12 protein-coding genes are annotated in these 13697 nt (G+C 66.4%); 2 read left to right on the top strand and 10 right to left on the bottom strand.

Annotation, left to right across the window (positions count from 1 at the left end):
• From H536_RS0109720 to aptA, 6 genes are all read right to left on the bottom strand, one after another.
• Positions 1-945 carry an ABC transporter ATP-binding protein gene (locus H536_RS0109720; protein WP_155898446.1) on the bottom strand — a complete coding sequence of 315 codons (945 nt, stop codon included), beginning with the start codon at positions 943-945 and terminating at the stop codon, positions 1-3.
• Complete coding sequence (gene hydA, locus H536_RS0109715) at positions 827-2278, bottom strand: dihydropyrimidinase (RefSeq protein ID WP_024350294.1); 1452 nt, start codon at positions 2276-2278, stop codon at positions 827-829. Before hydA ends, H536_RS0109720 begins: the two co-directional genes overlap by 119 nt.
• A 79-nt stretch (positions 2279-2357) precedes the next feature.
• Positions 2358-2684, bottom strand: a complete 327-nt coding sequence (locus H536_RS23710) for a type II toxin-antitoxin system PemK/MazF family toxin (RefSeq protein ID WP_081651884.1) — start codon at positions 2682-2684, stop codon at positions 2358-2360.
• Complete coding sequence (locus H536_RS24340) at positions 2636-2857, bottom strand: antitoxin MazE-like protein (RefSeq protein ID WP_024350293.1); 222 nt, start codon at positions 2855-2857, stop codon at positions 2636-2638. The genes H536_RS23710 and H536_RS24340 overlap by 49 nt, the downstream gene beginning before the upstream one ends.
• A 35-nt stretch (positions 2858-2892) precedes the next feature.
• Positions 2893-4140: a Zn-dependent hydrolase gene (locus H536_RS0109700; RefSeq protein WP_024350292.1), complete on the bottom strand. Its 1248-nt coding sequence runs from the start codon at positions 4138-4140 to the stop codon at positions 2893-2895.
• A 31-nt stretch (positions 4141-4171) separates the two neighbouring features.
• Positions 4172-5500: an omega-aminotransferase AptA gene (aptA, locus tag H536_RS0109695; protein WP_024350291.1), complete on the bottom strand. Its 1329-nt coding sequence runs from the start codon at positions 5498-5500 to the stop codon at positions 4172-4174.
• Positions 5501-5677: 177 nt separating this feature from the next.
• Here aptA and H536_RS0109690 point away from each other — a divergent pair, with 177 nt between their 5' ends.
• The gene (locus H536_RS0109690) at positions 5678-6340 is read left to right on the top strand and encodes a TetR family transcriptional regulator C-terminal domain-containing protein (RefSeq protein ID WP_024350290.1); all 663 of its coding nucleotides are present in this window, start codon (positions 5678-5680) and stop codon (positions 6338-6340) included.
• A 39-nt stretch (positions 6341-6379) separates the two neighbouring features.
• Here H536_RS0109690 and H536_RS0109685 read toward each other — a convergent pair whose 3' ends face one another.
• The 4 genes from H536_RS0109685 to H536_RS0109670 all read right to left on the bottom strand — a co-directional run bounded on the left by H536_RS0109685 (position 6380) and on the right by H536_RS0109670 (position 13513).
• Positions 6380-8824 carry a putative bifunctional diguanylate cyclase/phosphodiesterase gene (locus H536_RS0109685; protein WP_244495405.1) on the bottom strand — a complete coding sequence of 815 codons (2445 nt, stop codon included), beginning with the start codon at positions 8822-8824 and terminating at the stop codon, positions 6380-6382.
• A gap of 141 nt (positions 8825-8965) precedes the next feature.
• On the bottom strand, positions 8966-10627 hold the full coding sequence (locus tag H536_RS0109680) for an FAD-binding dehydrogenase (RefSeq protein ID WP_024350288.1): 1662 nt from the start codon (positions 10625-10627) through the stop codon (positions 8966-8968).
• Between the two features lie 93 nt (positions 10628-10720).
• Positions 10721-12064, bottom strand: coding sequence for an NAD-dependent dihydropyrimidine dehydrogenase subunit PreA (gene preA, locus H536_RS0109675; RefSeq protein WP_024350287.1), 1344 nt, complete (start codon positions 12062-12064; stop codon positions 10721-10723).
• A gap of 12 nt (positions 12065-12076) precedes the next feature.
• Positions 12077-13513 carry an NAD(P)-dependent oxidoreductase gene (locus tag H536_RS0109670; RefSeq protein WP_029703001.1) on the bottom strand — a complete coding sequence of 479 codons (1437 nt, stop codon included), beginning with the start codon at positions 13511-13513 and terminating at the stop codon, positions 12077-12079.
• On the opposite strand from H536_RS0109670, the gene H536_RS23700 reads away from it, so the two are divergent.
• A complete protein-coding gene (locus H536_RS23700) occupies positions 13503-13682 on the top strand; it encodes a hypothetical protein (RefSeq protein WP_024350285.1) in 180 nt (59 codons plus the stop codon). The two genes, H536_RS0109670 and H536_RS23700, sit on opposite strands and share 11 nt — an antisense overlap.
• Positions 13683-13697: the final 15 nt, after the last annotated feature.

Below are 13697 nucleotides of genomic sequence, written 5' to 3'. Positions count from 1 at the left end.
TCAGTCATAGCCGTGCCCTGCCCGCAGCCCTTCGCGCACCCGGTGGGCGATGGCGAGGAATTCCGGCGTGTCGCGGATGTCGAGAGGACGGTCCGGCCCGAGATCGCAGTCGATGATCTCGTGGATGCGGCCGGGGCGCGGGCTCATGACGACGATCCGCGTCGACAGGAACACCGCTTCCGGGATCGAATGGGTCACGAAGACGACGGTCTTCTGCGTCTTGGCCCAGAGCTTCAGCAGTTCCTCGTTGAGATGGTCGCGGACGATCTCGTCGAGCGCGCCGAACGGTTCGTCCATCAAGAGGAGGTCCGGGTCGAAGCACAGGGCGCGGGCGATCGAGGCCCGCTGCTGCATGCCGCCGGACAATTGCCAGGGATATTTGCGGCCGAAGCCGGCAAGGCCGACCAGTTCGAGATTGGCGTCGATCCGGCGCTTCCGCTCGGCCCGGTCGAAGCCCATGATCTCCAGCGGCAGCGCGACGTTCTTCTCGATGGTGCGCCAGGGATAGAGCGCCGCGGCCTGGAAGACATAGCCATAGGCCCGCGCCTGGCGCGCCTGATCGGGCGTCATGCCGTTGACCGAGATCGATCCGCCGGTCGGTTGCTCCAGATCGGCGATGACGCGCAAGAGCGTGGTCTTGCCGCAGCCGGACGGCCCGATGAAGGAGACGAACTCGCCGCTATTGACGGTAAGGTCGATGCCCTTCAGCGCATGAACCGGTGTGTCGGCGGTCTCGAAGACGAGGTCGAGATTGCGGGCTTCGATGACCGGCGCGGCGGCCGCGGCAGACGGCTCGGTCGATCGGGACGTGGTCTGGCTCAAACTGTCAGACCCCGCTCGCCGGAATGCCGGTGCGCTCGATCCTGCGCGGCGCGGTGAGTTCCTTCCAGGTCGACAACGCCTTGGCGGCGGGCGCGCTGGCGGGACGCTCGACGAAGCGGCCATTGCCCTTTTCGGCCCGCACGTCGCCCTCCTTGTAGGCGAGGCGACCGCGCGAGAACGTCATCACCGGCAGGCCGGTCAGTTCGATGCCCTCGAAGACGTTGTACTCGATCACCGATTTCTGAGTCCTGGCCGAGATGGTCTTGGTGGCGGCCGGATCGAAGATCACCAGATCGGCGTCGGCCCCGACGAGGATCGCGCCCTTCTTGGGATAGATGTTGAGGATCTTGGCGATGTTGGTGGAGGTGACGGCGACGAACTCGTTCATCGTCAGCCGGCCGGTGCCGACGCCCTTGGTCCACAGGACCGCAAGCCGGTCTTCCAGGCCGCCGGTGCCGTTGGGGATCTTGGTGAAGTCGCCGAGCCCCATGCGCTTCTGCTCGTCGGTGAAGGCGCAATGGTCCGTCGCGACGACCTGCAGCGAGCCGGCGGCGAGCCCCGCCCAGAGGGAATCCTGGTTCTTCTTGTCGCGGAAGGGCGGCGACATCACCCGGCGGGCGGCGTGCTGCCAGTCGGGATGGAAATACTCGCTCTCGTCCAGCACCAGATGCTGGATCAGCGGCTCGCCATAGACCCGCATGCCCTTCTGGCGGGCCCGGCGGATCGCTTCATGGGCCTGCTCGCAGGAGGTGTGGACGACGTAGAGCGGCACGCCCGCCTGATCGGCGATCATGATGGCGCGGTTGACCGCCTCGCCCTCGACCTCGGGCGGGCGCGAATAGGCATGGCCCTCCGGCCCGTTATTGCCCTCGGCCAGCAGCTTCTGCTGCAGGAAGGCGACGACGTCGCCGTTCTCGGCATGGACCAGCGGCATGGCACCGAGCTCGGCGCAGCGGGTGAAGGACGCGAACATCTCGTCGTCATTCACCATCAGCGCGCCCTTGTAGGCCATGAAGTGCTTGAAGGTGTTGATGCCCGCCTCGACCACCTTGGGCATCTCGTCGAAATATTTCTGCCCCCACCATGTCACGCCCATGTGGAAGGAATAGTCGGTGCGGGCCGGGCCGGCCTTCTGGAACCAGGTCTGCAGCGCGTCCAGGGGGCCCTGGTCGGGCCCCGGCAGGCAGAAATCGACGGTCATGGTGGTGCCGCCGGCCAGCGCCGCGGCCGAGCCGGAATCGAAATCGTCGGCCGAATGGGTGCCCATGAAGGGCATTTCCATATGGGTGTGCGGGTCGATGCCGCCGGGCATGACGTAGGTGCCGGAGGCGTCGATCACCTCGTCGCCCGACAGGTCCGGTCCGATCGCCGCGATGGTGTCGCCGTCGATCAGGATGTCGGCCTTGTAGGTGAGATCGGCGGTTACGATCGTGCCGCCCTTGATGACGATGGTCATGGGCTTTCCCCTCCTGCTGCAATGATCGATGCGGCTTTGCCGAGACCGAGAACATTCATCGCGGCAAATTCGATGCGGGTCATGTCGGCGGGCTCCAGTCGACCGACATGGTGACCGAGATCGCGCGCAAAGGCAGCCGCCATCCGGTCGACCATAACGTCGGAATCGACCCGCAACCCATTCGACGGCGCGGTTCGATCCGCACGCGAATCGACGCGGCATCCGCCAGTTCACTCGTCATCGGGCAGACAATGACCGGACCATCCGACCGGATGAACTCATCGGCGTGGATCACGACAGTCGGCCTCGGCTTCCCCGAGGGACCGCGCATAGACGCAATGAAGACATCGCCGCGTCTCACGATTCCCCTTCGTCCCACAAATTCGCGCTCATCCCCGCCGTCCATTCGTCGATGCCGGCGTCACGCGAATCCGCTTCGGCGGCGCTCGCAACCTGGCGCTCCGCATCCGCACGGTGGGCTTCGCTGTCGCGATCGATGACCCAGACCTCCACGGGGCGATATCCTCTCGCAAGAAGGTCGGCGCGCGGCCCCTCGGTCAGTTCCTTCGGCCTGCCCATGACGACCTCCTGGCGTTGCGCGATCCCGGTCCAGCCTACTCCACGATCCCCGCGGTCTCCACGACTGCGCGCATCAGGACGTTGGCGCCGGCCGTCGCCCATTCCTTGGAAATCTCTTCCGCCTCGTTGTGGGACAGACCGTCGACGCATGGGCACATGACCATGGCGGTCGGTGCGACGCGGTTGATCCAGCAGGCGTCGTGACCGGCGCCCGAGACGATGTTGCGGTGGGAATAGCTGAGCGCCTCGGCGGCGTTACGGATGGCCGTCACGCAGGTCTCGTCGAAGGTCACCGGATCGAAATGGCCGACCTCGTCGACGGACACGTCGATGTCCAGCGCGTCGGCGATCAGGTCGATGCCGTCCTCGATGCGCTCGCGCATCGTGTCGAGGGTCTCCTTGGACGGCGAGCGGATGTCGACGGTGAAGACGCAGCGGCCGGGAATGATGTTGCGCGAGTTCGGATGGACATCGATCTGGCCGATCGTGCCGACGGCGTTCGGCTGGTAATCCATCGCCACCTCGTGGACGAGCTCGATCACCCGCGCCATGCCGAGGCCGGCATTGCGCCGCTTGTACATCGGCGTCGAGCCGGTGTGGCTCTCCTTGCCGGTCAGGGTGACCTCGAGCCAGTAGAGCCCCTGGCCGTGGGTGACGACGCCGATGTCGATCCCCTCGTCCTCCAGGATCGGCCCCTGCTCGATGTGCAGTTCGAAGAACGCCTTCATCTTGCGGCTGCCGACCGGTTCGTCGCCCTGCCAGCCGATCCGTTCGAGTTCGGCGCCGAAGCTCTTGCCGGCGGCGTCCTTGCGGTCCTTGGCCCAGCTCTCTTCCAGAACGCCGGCGAAGACACCCGAGGCCAGCATGGCCGGGGCAAAGCGGGTGCCCTCCTCGTTCGTCCAGTTGGTGACGACGATCGGATGCCGAGTGCGGATATTGAGGTCGTTGAGGGTGCGCACCAGTTCGAGGCCGGCCAGCACGCCGAGGACGCCGTCGTACTTGCCGCCGGTCGGCTGGGTATCGAGATGACTGCCGACATAGACCGGCAGCGCGTCGGGATCGGTGCCTTCGCGGCGGGCGAACATGTTGCCCATCGTGTCGAGGCCCATGGTCAGTCCGGCCGCCTCGCACCATGCCTTGAAGAGCGACCGCCCCTCGGCGTCCTCGTCGGTCAGGGTCTGGCGGTTGTTGCCGCCGGCGATGCCCGGGCCGATCTTCGCCATCTCCATCAGCGAATCCCAGAGGCGGTCGCCGTCGATCTGGAGATTGGTGGCTGGGCTCATGGGGTCACTCTCTCGATCTGTTGCGGTGCCGTCAGGCGAGGGTCTTCAGGATGCCGCGCAGCGTTTCGACGATCTCGCCGATCTGGTCCTCGGAGATCATCAGCGGCGGCGACAGGGCGATGATATCGCCGGTGGTGCGGATCAACAGCCCCTTTTCGTAGGCTTCCAGGAAGGCCGAGAAGGCCCGCTTGGTCGGCTCCCCGGCGATCGGCTCCAGCTCGATGGCGCCGATCAGGCCGATGGTGCGGATGTCGATCACATGGGGCTCGCCCTTCAGCGAATGGATCGCCTCGGCCCAGACCGGCTCCAGCGCCTTCGCCCGCTCGAACAGCCCGTCTTCCTTGTAGGTCTCCAGCGTTGCGAGACCCGCCGCCGCGGCGATCGGGTTGCCGGAATAGGTATAGCCGTGAGCGAACTCGATCAGATGCTCGGCGCCGCCCATGAAGGCGTCGTAGATCTCGTCCTTCACATAGACTGCGCCCATCGGGATGACGCCGTTGGTCAGGCCCTTGGCGGTGACCATGATGTCCGGTGTCACGCCGAAATAATCGGCGGCGAAGGCCGTGCCCATGCGCCCGTAGCCGGTGATCACCTCGTCGAAGATGAGCAGGATACCGTGCTGGTCGCAGATCTCGCGCAGCCGCTTCAGATAGCCCTTCGGCGGCGGCAGGACGCCGGTCGAACCGGCCACCGGCTCGACGATCACCGCCGCGATGGTCGAGGGATCGTGCAGGGTGGCGATGCGCAGGAGGTCGTCGGCCAGTTCGGCGCCATGCTCGGTCTCGCCGCTGGAATAGCCGTTGCGGACCGGATCGTGGGTGTGGCGCATGTGGTCGACGCCGGTCAGGAGCGTGCCGAACATCTTGCGGTTGCCGACAATGCCGCCGACCGAGATGCCGCCGAAATTGACCCCGTGATAGCCGCGCTCACGCCCGATCAGGCGGAAGCGGGCTCCATCGCCCTTCGCCCGGTGATAGGCGAGCGCGATCTTCAGCGCGGTCTCGACCGACTCGGAGCCGGAATTGGTGAAGAACACGTGGTCGAGGCCGGACGGCGCGATCGCGGCAAGGCGCGAGGCCAGTTCGAAGGCCTTCGGATGTCCCATCTGGAAGGCCGGCGCGTAGTCGAGCTCGGCCGCCTGCTTCTGGATCGCCTCGACGATCCGCGGCCGGCAATGGCCGGCATTGACGCACCACAGGCCGGCGGTGCCATCCAGTACCTGGCGCCCGTCGGACGTGGTGTAGTGCATGTCCTTGGCCGCGACGAACATGCGCGGCGTCTGCTTGAACTGCCGGTTCGCGGTGAACGGCATCCAGAAGGCTTCGAGATTGTTGGGCGCGATCGGTGCGTTCTCGTTCATCGGCTGCCGCCTCAATGGGACGGTTCCGAAGCCCGGATCGTCCGAAATCTTGACTAATTGGTCAAAAGCGAGGCTAGAAGGTCGTCAGGAACCGGTCAAGCGTCCTGCTGAAGATCTGCGCAGAATATCGCAGTGCAAAATAGGCGGGCAGACTCCGGTTTGGAGAGGGCGGAACGCGTGGACCAGACAGTCGAGCATTCCGGCACAGAGTTGCCGCATGGCGACCGCCAGCCGACCCGCATCCAGGCGATCAACCGCGAGATCATCCTGGACGCCGCGCTCGAAGTGTTTTCGGTCAACGGCTTCCGGGGATCGACCGTCGACCAGATCGCCGTGCGGGCGAAGATGTCGAAGCCGAATCTCCTCTATTATTTCCGCCGCAAGCAGGACATCTACCGGGCGGTGCTGGAGCACACGCTGGACGACTGGCTGGCGCCGCTGGAAGCGATGAACGCCGACGGCGACCCGATCGAGGAGCTGCGCCGCTACATCACCGCCAAGCTCGCCATGTCGGAAGACAATCCGGCCGCCTCGCGCCTGTTCGCCAACGAGGTCCTGGCCGGGGCCCCGGTGGTCGGCGACTTTCTCGCCACCCGGCTCAAGCAGCTCGTCGACGTGAAGGCGCGGGTCATTCGGGACTGGGTCGATCGTGGCCAGCTCGCACCGGTCGATCCGTACCATCTGATCTTCATGATCTGGGCGACGACCCAGCACTATGCCGATTTCGACGTGCAGATCCGCGCGATCGTCGGCCGTCAGGTCGATGCGCCCGGCTTCCGCGAGCAGACCGCGCAGGCCGTGCTGTCGGTCGTCCTCAACGGCATCCGGCCACGGGATTGACGTTCACTCGCGGTCGGACGGATTGCGCTCGCCCACCGCTCAGGCGGCGGTGGCCGCGGTGCTGCGCGGCTCGATCGCGTCCTGGGTCAGCGCCTCGAATTCATGCGGCCAGCGGTCGGCGATCTCGACCAGCATCTTCGGCAGGTCCGAAGCCGGGCGCGGCCGCGAGAAATAATAGCCCTGCATCTCGCGGCATCCCTCGGCGTAGAGAATGCGCATCTGCTCCGGCGTCTCGATACCCTCGGCGATGACCCGCATGTCGAGGGCGTTGGACAGGCCGATGACCGAACGCACGATGGCGATGTTCTCCGGCCGCGACATGTCGCGCACGAAGGACTGGTCGATCTTGATCTTGTCGAAGGGGAAGCGGTTCAGATAGCCGAGCGAGGAATAGCCGGTGCCGAAATCGTCCATCGAGATGGTCAGGCCCATCCGGCGGAATTCCGTCAGGATCGAGAGCACCTTGTCGCCCTCGTCGAGGAACAGGGATTCGGTGACCTCGATCTGCAGTCGCGACGGCTGCAGCCCGGACTTGGCCAGAACGCGCCGCACATCGGCGACGAGGGTCGGGCTCTTGAACTGCACCGCCGAGAGGTTGACCGAGATGGCGAGATCGCTGACCCAGCTCGACGCCTGCTCGCAGGCGGTTTCCAGCGCCCACAGGCCGATCTGGGTAATCAGCCCGGTTTCCTCGGCCAGCGGGATGAAGGTGGAGGGGCTGACGCGGCCGCGTTCCGGGTGGTTCCAGCGCAGCAGGGCCTCGAAGCCGCTGATCGCGCGGCGCCCGGTATCGACGAAGGGCTGGTAGAACAGCTCGAACTGGCCCTCTTCGATCGCCTTCTGCAGGTCGATCTCCAGTTCGCGGCGCTGCTGCAGCTTCTGGCGCATGCTCGGCTGGAACATGCGGTAGCTGCTGCCGGCCGACTGCTTGGCCTGGTAGAGCGCGAGGTCGCAATTTTGCAGCGCGATCGCGGCGTCGAGATCCTCGGGCCGCTTGCCGCCTGCAACATAAAGGGCGCCGACGCTGCCGGCGGCGCTGATGTTGCGCCCCTCGACCTCGAAGGGCTCGTCGAAGCTGGCGACCATCGAACGAGCGAGATCCTCGGCATCGGCGGCGGAGCGGCCGCCGAGGAGGATGACGGCGAATTCGTTGCCGCCGAGGCGCGCAACCGTCGCCTTCGTGCCGGCCTTCTCGATCAGCCGCGCACCGCACTGGCGCAGGATGGCGTCGCCGACGGGATGGCCATAGGTGTCGTTGATGGTCTTGAAGCCGCGAATGTCGATGACCGCGATGGTCAGCGCCTTGCGGCCCTTGCCGAGCGCCTCGTCGAGGATTTCGGCGAAGACGCCGCGATTGGGCAGTTCGGTCAGGGCGTCGTGGCCGGAGAGATGCTGCAGGCGCCGGGCGATGGCCTCGCGCTCGGTGATGTCCTCGAAGGTGATCAGAAGGCCGTCGCCGGACATGCCGCGACGCTTCACTTCCATGATCTGACCCTCGCCGACTTCCTGGACATGCGACGCCGTGTCGTTCGGGGCGACACGGCCGGTCAGCCGCGCATCGGTGAAGAAGTCGCGGGCGTTGGTGCCCGCCGGATGATCGCCGAAGAGTTCGGTGAAGGTCTCGTTGCACAGGATCATGCGCTTCTGGCCGTCCAGCATGCAGAGCGCCTGGGTCATGTTGTTCAGGGCCGCGGTCAGCTGGTCCTGCTGCGTGTTGAGCCGGCCGGCCATCAGGTCGACCTTGTCGAGCATCATCGTCTCGAGCTTCTCGCAATGCTCCTGCATCTGGCGAAGGGCATTCAGAACATCGCGCACCTCGCTCGGGCCGCGGGCCTCGATCATGTCGCACTCGATGCCGCTGGCCAGGTTGCGGGCAAGGCCCGACACCCGCCGCAGCGAGGCGCCGACGGAGCGCGACAGGAAGACGGCAAAGCCCGCCATGCCGATGAGGATCGCAGCCAGGCCGGCGAAATTGCGCAACCGCGCGCTTTCGATGGCGCCGACCGCCTCGGCCTTGGTCTGAACCAGGTCGGCGTTCATCGCCGTGACCGCGCGGTCGAGAACCAGCGCGGTGCTGGCGATCTCGCGGGCCGCCATGCGGGCCGACATGTTGCCGCCGGAGGCTTCCAGCCGGCTCAACGGATACAGGAGCTCGGACAGGATGGCCTGAACCTCGGCGGAGCCGGACTGGGCGAGGGCTGTCTGCACGTCGGCCTTGATCGAGGAGATGGTGCGCATCGCCGGTTCCAGCCGGACCTGCGCGTCGCTGCCGCTGGCTGTCTCCTGGGCGCCGAGGCTCTCGGCCAATGCGACCGTCTTGCCCTTGGCGACCTGAAGCCGCCCCAGCGGATCGATCCCGCCGTCGTAGAAATTCTGCGCGAAACCGAGGGAGACGGACTGGGAATGATAGGAAAAGGCCGCGAACAGGAGCGCCAGCACCGCGAAGATCGAACTGCCGATAATGAGACGCAAATGGATCGACATACAGCTCATTTCCCAATCGGCTGCCATTTCAGGCAACCGCATTCTCGACGCGCACGCAGCAGTTCTGACAGAAGAATGCTTCGGCTAGGTTACTTCACGGTTACGTGACGACGGGTCGCGCGAATTATTTTCGCCGGTTTTTCAACCTGTGGCTTTGGCTGCATACCGGCCGGCGCGGCGTCCGGAGAACAGGCAGCCGCCAAGAAAGCCGCCTTCGAGCGCATTGTATCCGTGGTAGCCGCCGCCGCCGAAGCCGGCGATCTCGCCAGCGGCATACAATCCCGGGATGGGCCGATCGTCCGCCGCGAGCACCCGGCCGTCCAGATCCGCATGAAGACCGCCGAGAGTCTTGCGCGTCAGGACGTTCAGGCGGACAGCGATCAGCGGTCCATGGGCGGGATCGAGGATCGCATGGGGCCTGGCGGTCCGGATCAGCCGGTCGCCCAGATACCGGCGGGCGCCGCGCAGCGCGATGATCTGCGCATCCTTGGAGAAGGGGTTGGCGATCTCGCGATCGCGCGCGACGATCTGCGCTTCCAGATGCGCCCGGTCGAGCCTCGGCTCGCCGGCAATCGCGTTCATGCCGTCGACCAGTTCGCCCAATGTGTCGGCAACGACGAAATCCTCGCCATGCCGCTTGAACGCCTCGACCGGTGGCGGTGCATTGCGGCCGCGCCGGTTGCGCAGCACGGCGCGCCAGTCCTTGCCGGTCATGTCCGGGTTCTGTTCGGACCCGGACAGCGCGAATTCCTTCTTGATGATCGACTGGGTCAGCACGAACCAGGAATGGCAATGGCCGGTCGACAGGATCCGCTTGAGGGTCGCCAGCGTGTCGAAACCCGGCAGTGCCGGCGGCTCCATGCGATTGCCGAGCGCATCGAACCACAGGGACGACGGGCCGGGCAGGATGCGGATGCCGTGCATCGGCCAGATCGGGTCGTGATTGGTGACACCCTCGGTATAGTGCCACATGCGGTCGCGGTTGATGACGCGGCCGCCGGCCGCCTCGGCGATCTCCAGCATGCGACCGTCGACATGGGCTGGAACGCCCGAGATCATCTTCTGCGGCGCCGGTCCGAGCCGCGCGACCGGCCAGTTGCACCGTACCATCTCGTGATTGCCGCCGACCCCGCCGGCCGTCAGCAGGATCGCGCCGGCCTCGATCTCGAAATCGCCGATCACCGCGCGGGACGAGGTTTCTCCGCGGGCCGTCGTGGCCGGGGCGAGGATTTCGCCCGCAACGCCCGTCGCCGTGCCATCGACGATCCGCAATTCGCTGACCCGGTGGCGGCCTTTCAGGATGATGCGCCCGGCCGCCATGTGCGCGCGCACGCGCCGCTCGAAGGGCGCGAGCACACCGGGACCGGTACCCCAGGTGATGTGAAAGCGCGGCACGGAATTGCCATGGCCGGTGGCCAGGCTGCCGCCGCGCTCGGCCCAGCCGACGACCGGAAACCAGCGCAGGCCCATCGCATGCAGCCAGGACCGCATCTCGCCGGCGGCGAAGTCCACATAGGCCTCGGCGACGATGCGCGGCCAGTGATCCTCCTCGCGGTCGAAGCCGGCCGAGCCCAGCCAATCCTGCAGCGCCAGTTCGCGGCTGTCGCGAATGCCCAGGCGGCGCTGTTCGGGGGTGTCCACCATGAACAGGCCACCGAGCGACCAGAAGGCCTGCCCGCCGAGATGATCGGCGCTCTCCTGATCAACGATGACGACGCGGCGTCCGGCGTCGGCCAGTTCGCTCGCCGCCACCAGTCCGGCCAGGCCAGCGCCCACGACGACCGCATCGGTGCGTTCGCTCAAATCGGTCCCCTCCCCCCGATGCTTGTCCCGATGCCGCCCTCCGTCAGCCAGGAGATGCCTACGGCCGTCGCCTCCGCGCGACGCCGTGTCGCGTCACTCGGCGGCGTCGGGCAGCACCACCGGCTCGGCGGCGTGCTGCTGGCGCTCCTTCGCCATCGGATTGTTCGGATGGCTCGTCCAGTTGCCGTAGGTGTCGGGGATCGGCCGCTTGGTGCGCGGATCGAAGCCGGTGATCCGCTCCATGGTGATGCAGTCCTCGACCGGGCAGACGTCGACGCACAGATTGCAGCCGACGCATTCCTCGTCGATCACCTCGAACTTGCGGATGCCGTCGACCATGCTGGTGATCGCCTGATGCGAGGTGTCCTCGCAGGCGATGTGGCAGCGCCCGCAGGAGATGCACTTGTCCTGGTCGATCCGCGCCTTGGTGACGTAGTTGAGGTTGAGATACTGCCAGTCGGTGACGTTGGGTGCGGCGCGGCCGCGGAAATCCTCGATCGAGGCATAGCCCTTCTCGTCCATCCAGTCGGACAGGCCGGAGCTCATCTCCTTCACCACCTTGAAGCCGTAGGTCATCGCCGCCGTGCAGACCTGCACGGTGCCGCAGCCAAGCGCGATGAACTCCGCCGCGTCGCGCCAGGTGGTGATGCCGCCAATGCCCGACATGGGCATTCCGGCCGTCTCGGGATCGCGGGCGATCTCCGCCACCATGTTGAGCGCGATCGGCTTGACCGCCGGGCCGCAATAGCCGCCATGGCTGCCCTTGCCGTCGATGGACGGGGTCGGGGCGAAATTGTCGAGGTCGATGGAGACGATCGACGAGATGGTGTTGATCAGCGACACCGCGTCGGCGCCGCCCTTCCTGGCCGCCCGGGCCGGAAAGCGGATGTCGGTGATGTTCGGGGTCAGCTTGACGATGACCGGCAGCTTCGAGTGCTGCTTGCACCAGCGCGCGACCATCTCGATATATTCGGGCACCTGACCGACCGCCGCGCCCATGCCGCGCTCGCTCATGCCGTGCGGGCAGCCGAAATTCAGTTCCACACCGTCGGCGCCGGTCTCCTCGACGAGGGCGAGGATCTTCTGCCAGGGCGCCTCCTCGCAGGGCACCATCAGCGACACGATCATCGCCCGGTCGGGCCAGTTGCGCTTGACCCGCGCGATTTCCTCGAGGTTCGTATCGAGCGCCCTGTCGGTGATCAGCTCGATATTGTTCAGACCCAGCAGCCGCCGGTCCGGGCCATAGATCGCGCCGTAGCGCGGGCCGTTGACATTGACCACCGGCGGGTCCTCGCCGAGGGTCTTCCAGACGACCCCGCCCCAGCCCTGCTCGAAGGCGCGCTGGACATTGTATTCCTTGTCGGTCGGCGGCGCCGAGGCGAGCCAGAACGGATTCGGCGAGGAGATGCCGAGAAAGTTCGTCGCGAGATTGGCCATGGCTCGTTCTCCCTAGATCCGACCGGGGGTCAGTGCTTCGACCGCATCGGACATGACACCAGCGATCCGGGCGCCGAGCCCCTTCTCCGCCGCCAGCTCCGCATGGATGCTTTCGGCTGCGACCTTGCCGTCCTCGACGGCCACGACGGTGAGGTCCTCGCCCTCGAAAATGCAGTCGCCGCCGGCCCACACGCCCTTGAGCGACGTGCGTCGCTCGGCATCGACGCGGATGCGCCCGCGCTCCAGCGCGATGCCGTCGCTCTCGTCGTCGAGGCCATCGGGCAGGAAGCTCTGGCCGATCGCCTTGAAGATCTGGTCGGCCTCGATGGTCACCGTCTCGCCGGTGCCCGTCAGCCGGCCGTTCTCGATGGTCGTGCGCTCCAGTTCGATGCCGCGGACATGGCCCCCCTCGGCGAGAATGCGCTTTGGCTGCAGATGGCAGCGGATCTGCACGCCGCGGGTCTGGGCGATCTCCTGCTCGTAGGCCGAGGCGTTCATGGCGTCCTGGCCCCGGCGATAGGCAATGGTCACCTCCTCCGCGCCGAGCGCCTTGGCCTGCACGGCCGCGTCGACGGCGGTCATGCCGCCGCCGATGACGACGACGCGGCGGCCGACCGGCAGGTTGGTGAGATCGGTGGTCTGGCGGAGATCCGCGATCCAAGCGACGGCGTCGGCCGAACCGCTGCTCGTCTCGCCCTCGGCGCCGAGGGCGTTGACGCCGGCCAGACCGAGCCCGAGGAAGACCGCGTCGTAGTCGCGGCGCAGATCGGCGAGATGGATGTCGCGACCGAGCGCCTTGCCGGTCTCCAGCGTGATGCCGCCGATGGAGAGGATGAAGTCCACTTCGCGCTGGGCGAACTGTTCCGTCGCCTTGTAGGCGGCGATGCCATATTCGTTGAGGCCGCCGGGCTTGGGCCGTGCGTCATAGAGCGTGACGTCGTGACCGTGCAGGGCGAGCCGATGGGCGCAGGAGAGGCCGGCGGGCCCGGCGCCGACCACGGCGATCGTCTTGCCGGTCGGCTCGGCGCGGGTGAAGGGATGCTCCCCCGCCTCCATCAGATGGTCGGTCGCATAGCGCTGCAGGAGGCCGATCTTCACCGGCTTGCCCTCGCCCACTTCGCGGACACAGACCTCCTCGCACAAGGTCTCGGTCGGGCAGACCCGGGCGCACATACCGCCGAGTATGTTCGACGAGAGGATGGTCTTCGCCGCGCCGGTCGGGTTGCCGGCCTGGATCTCGCGGATGAACAGCGGGATGTCGATCGACGTCGGACAGGCCGTCATGCACGGCGCGTCGTAGCAGAAATAGCAACGATCGGCCTCGACCAGCGCCTCGTGCTGCTCGAGCGGCGGATGGATGTCAGAGAAATTGCCCGCCAGCTTGTCGGAAGCGAGGCGCCCTGCGCCGATATCGGGCCGGAACGGTCGGGTTTCGTTCATGCGTCGCATCCCCCTCGAAACCTTCCAGGGAGCCGGCGACGGCGATCTTCCGGCCTTCGACGGCTCGTGGAAGATTAGAATGATGCCAGTTTTTCAAAAGGTCAAATTTTTTATCGTCTGGTCAAAAATTGACCCGATTGCCTCTCGGGCAACAGCGATTATTGCCGCCACTGCCTAGGCGGTAACCGCGATC

Source organism: Aurantimonas coralicida DSM 14790 (genome assembly GCF_000421645.1).
Classification (GTDB): domain Bacteria; phylum Pseudomonadota; class Alphaproteobacteria; order Rhizobiales; family Rhizobiaceae; genus Aurantimonas; species Aurantimonas coralicida.
This window is presented reverse-complemented; position numbering and strand designations above follow the sequence as displayed.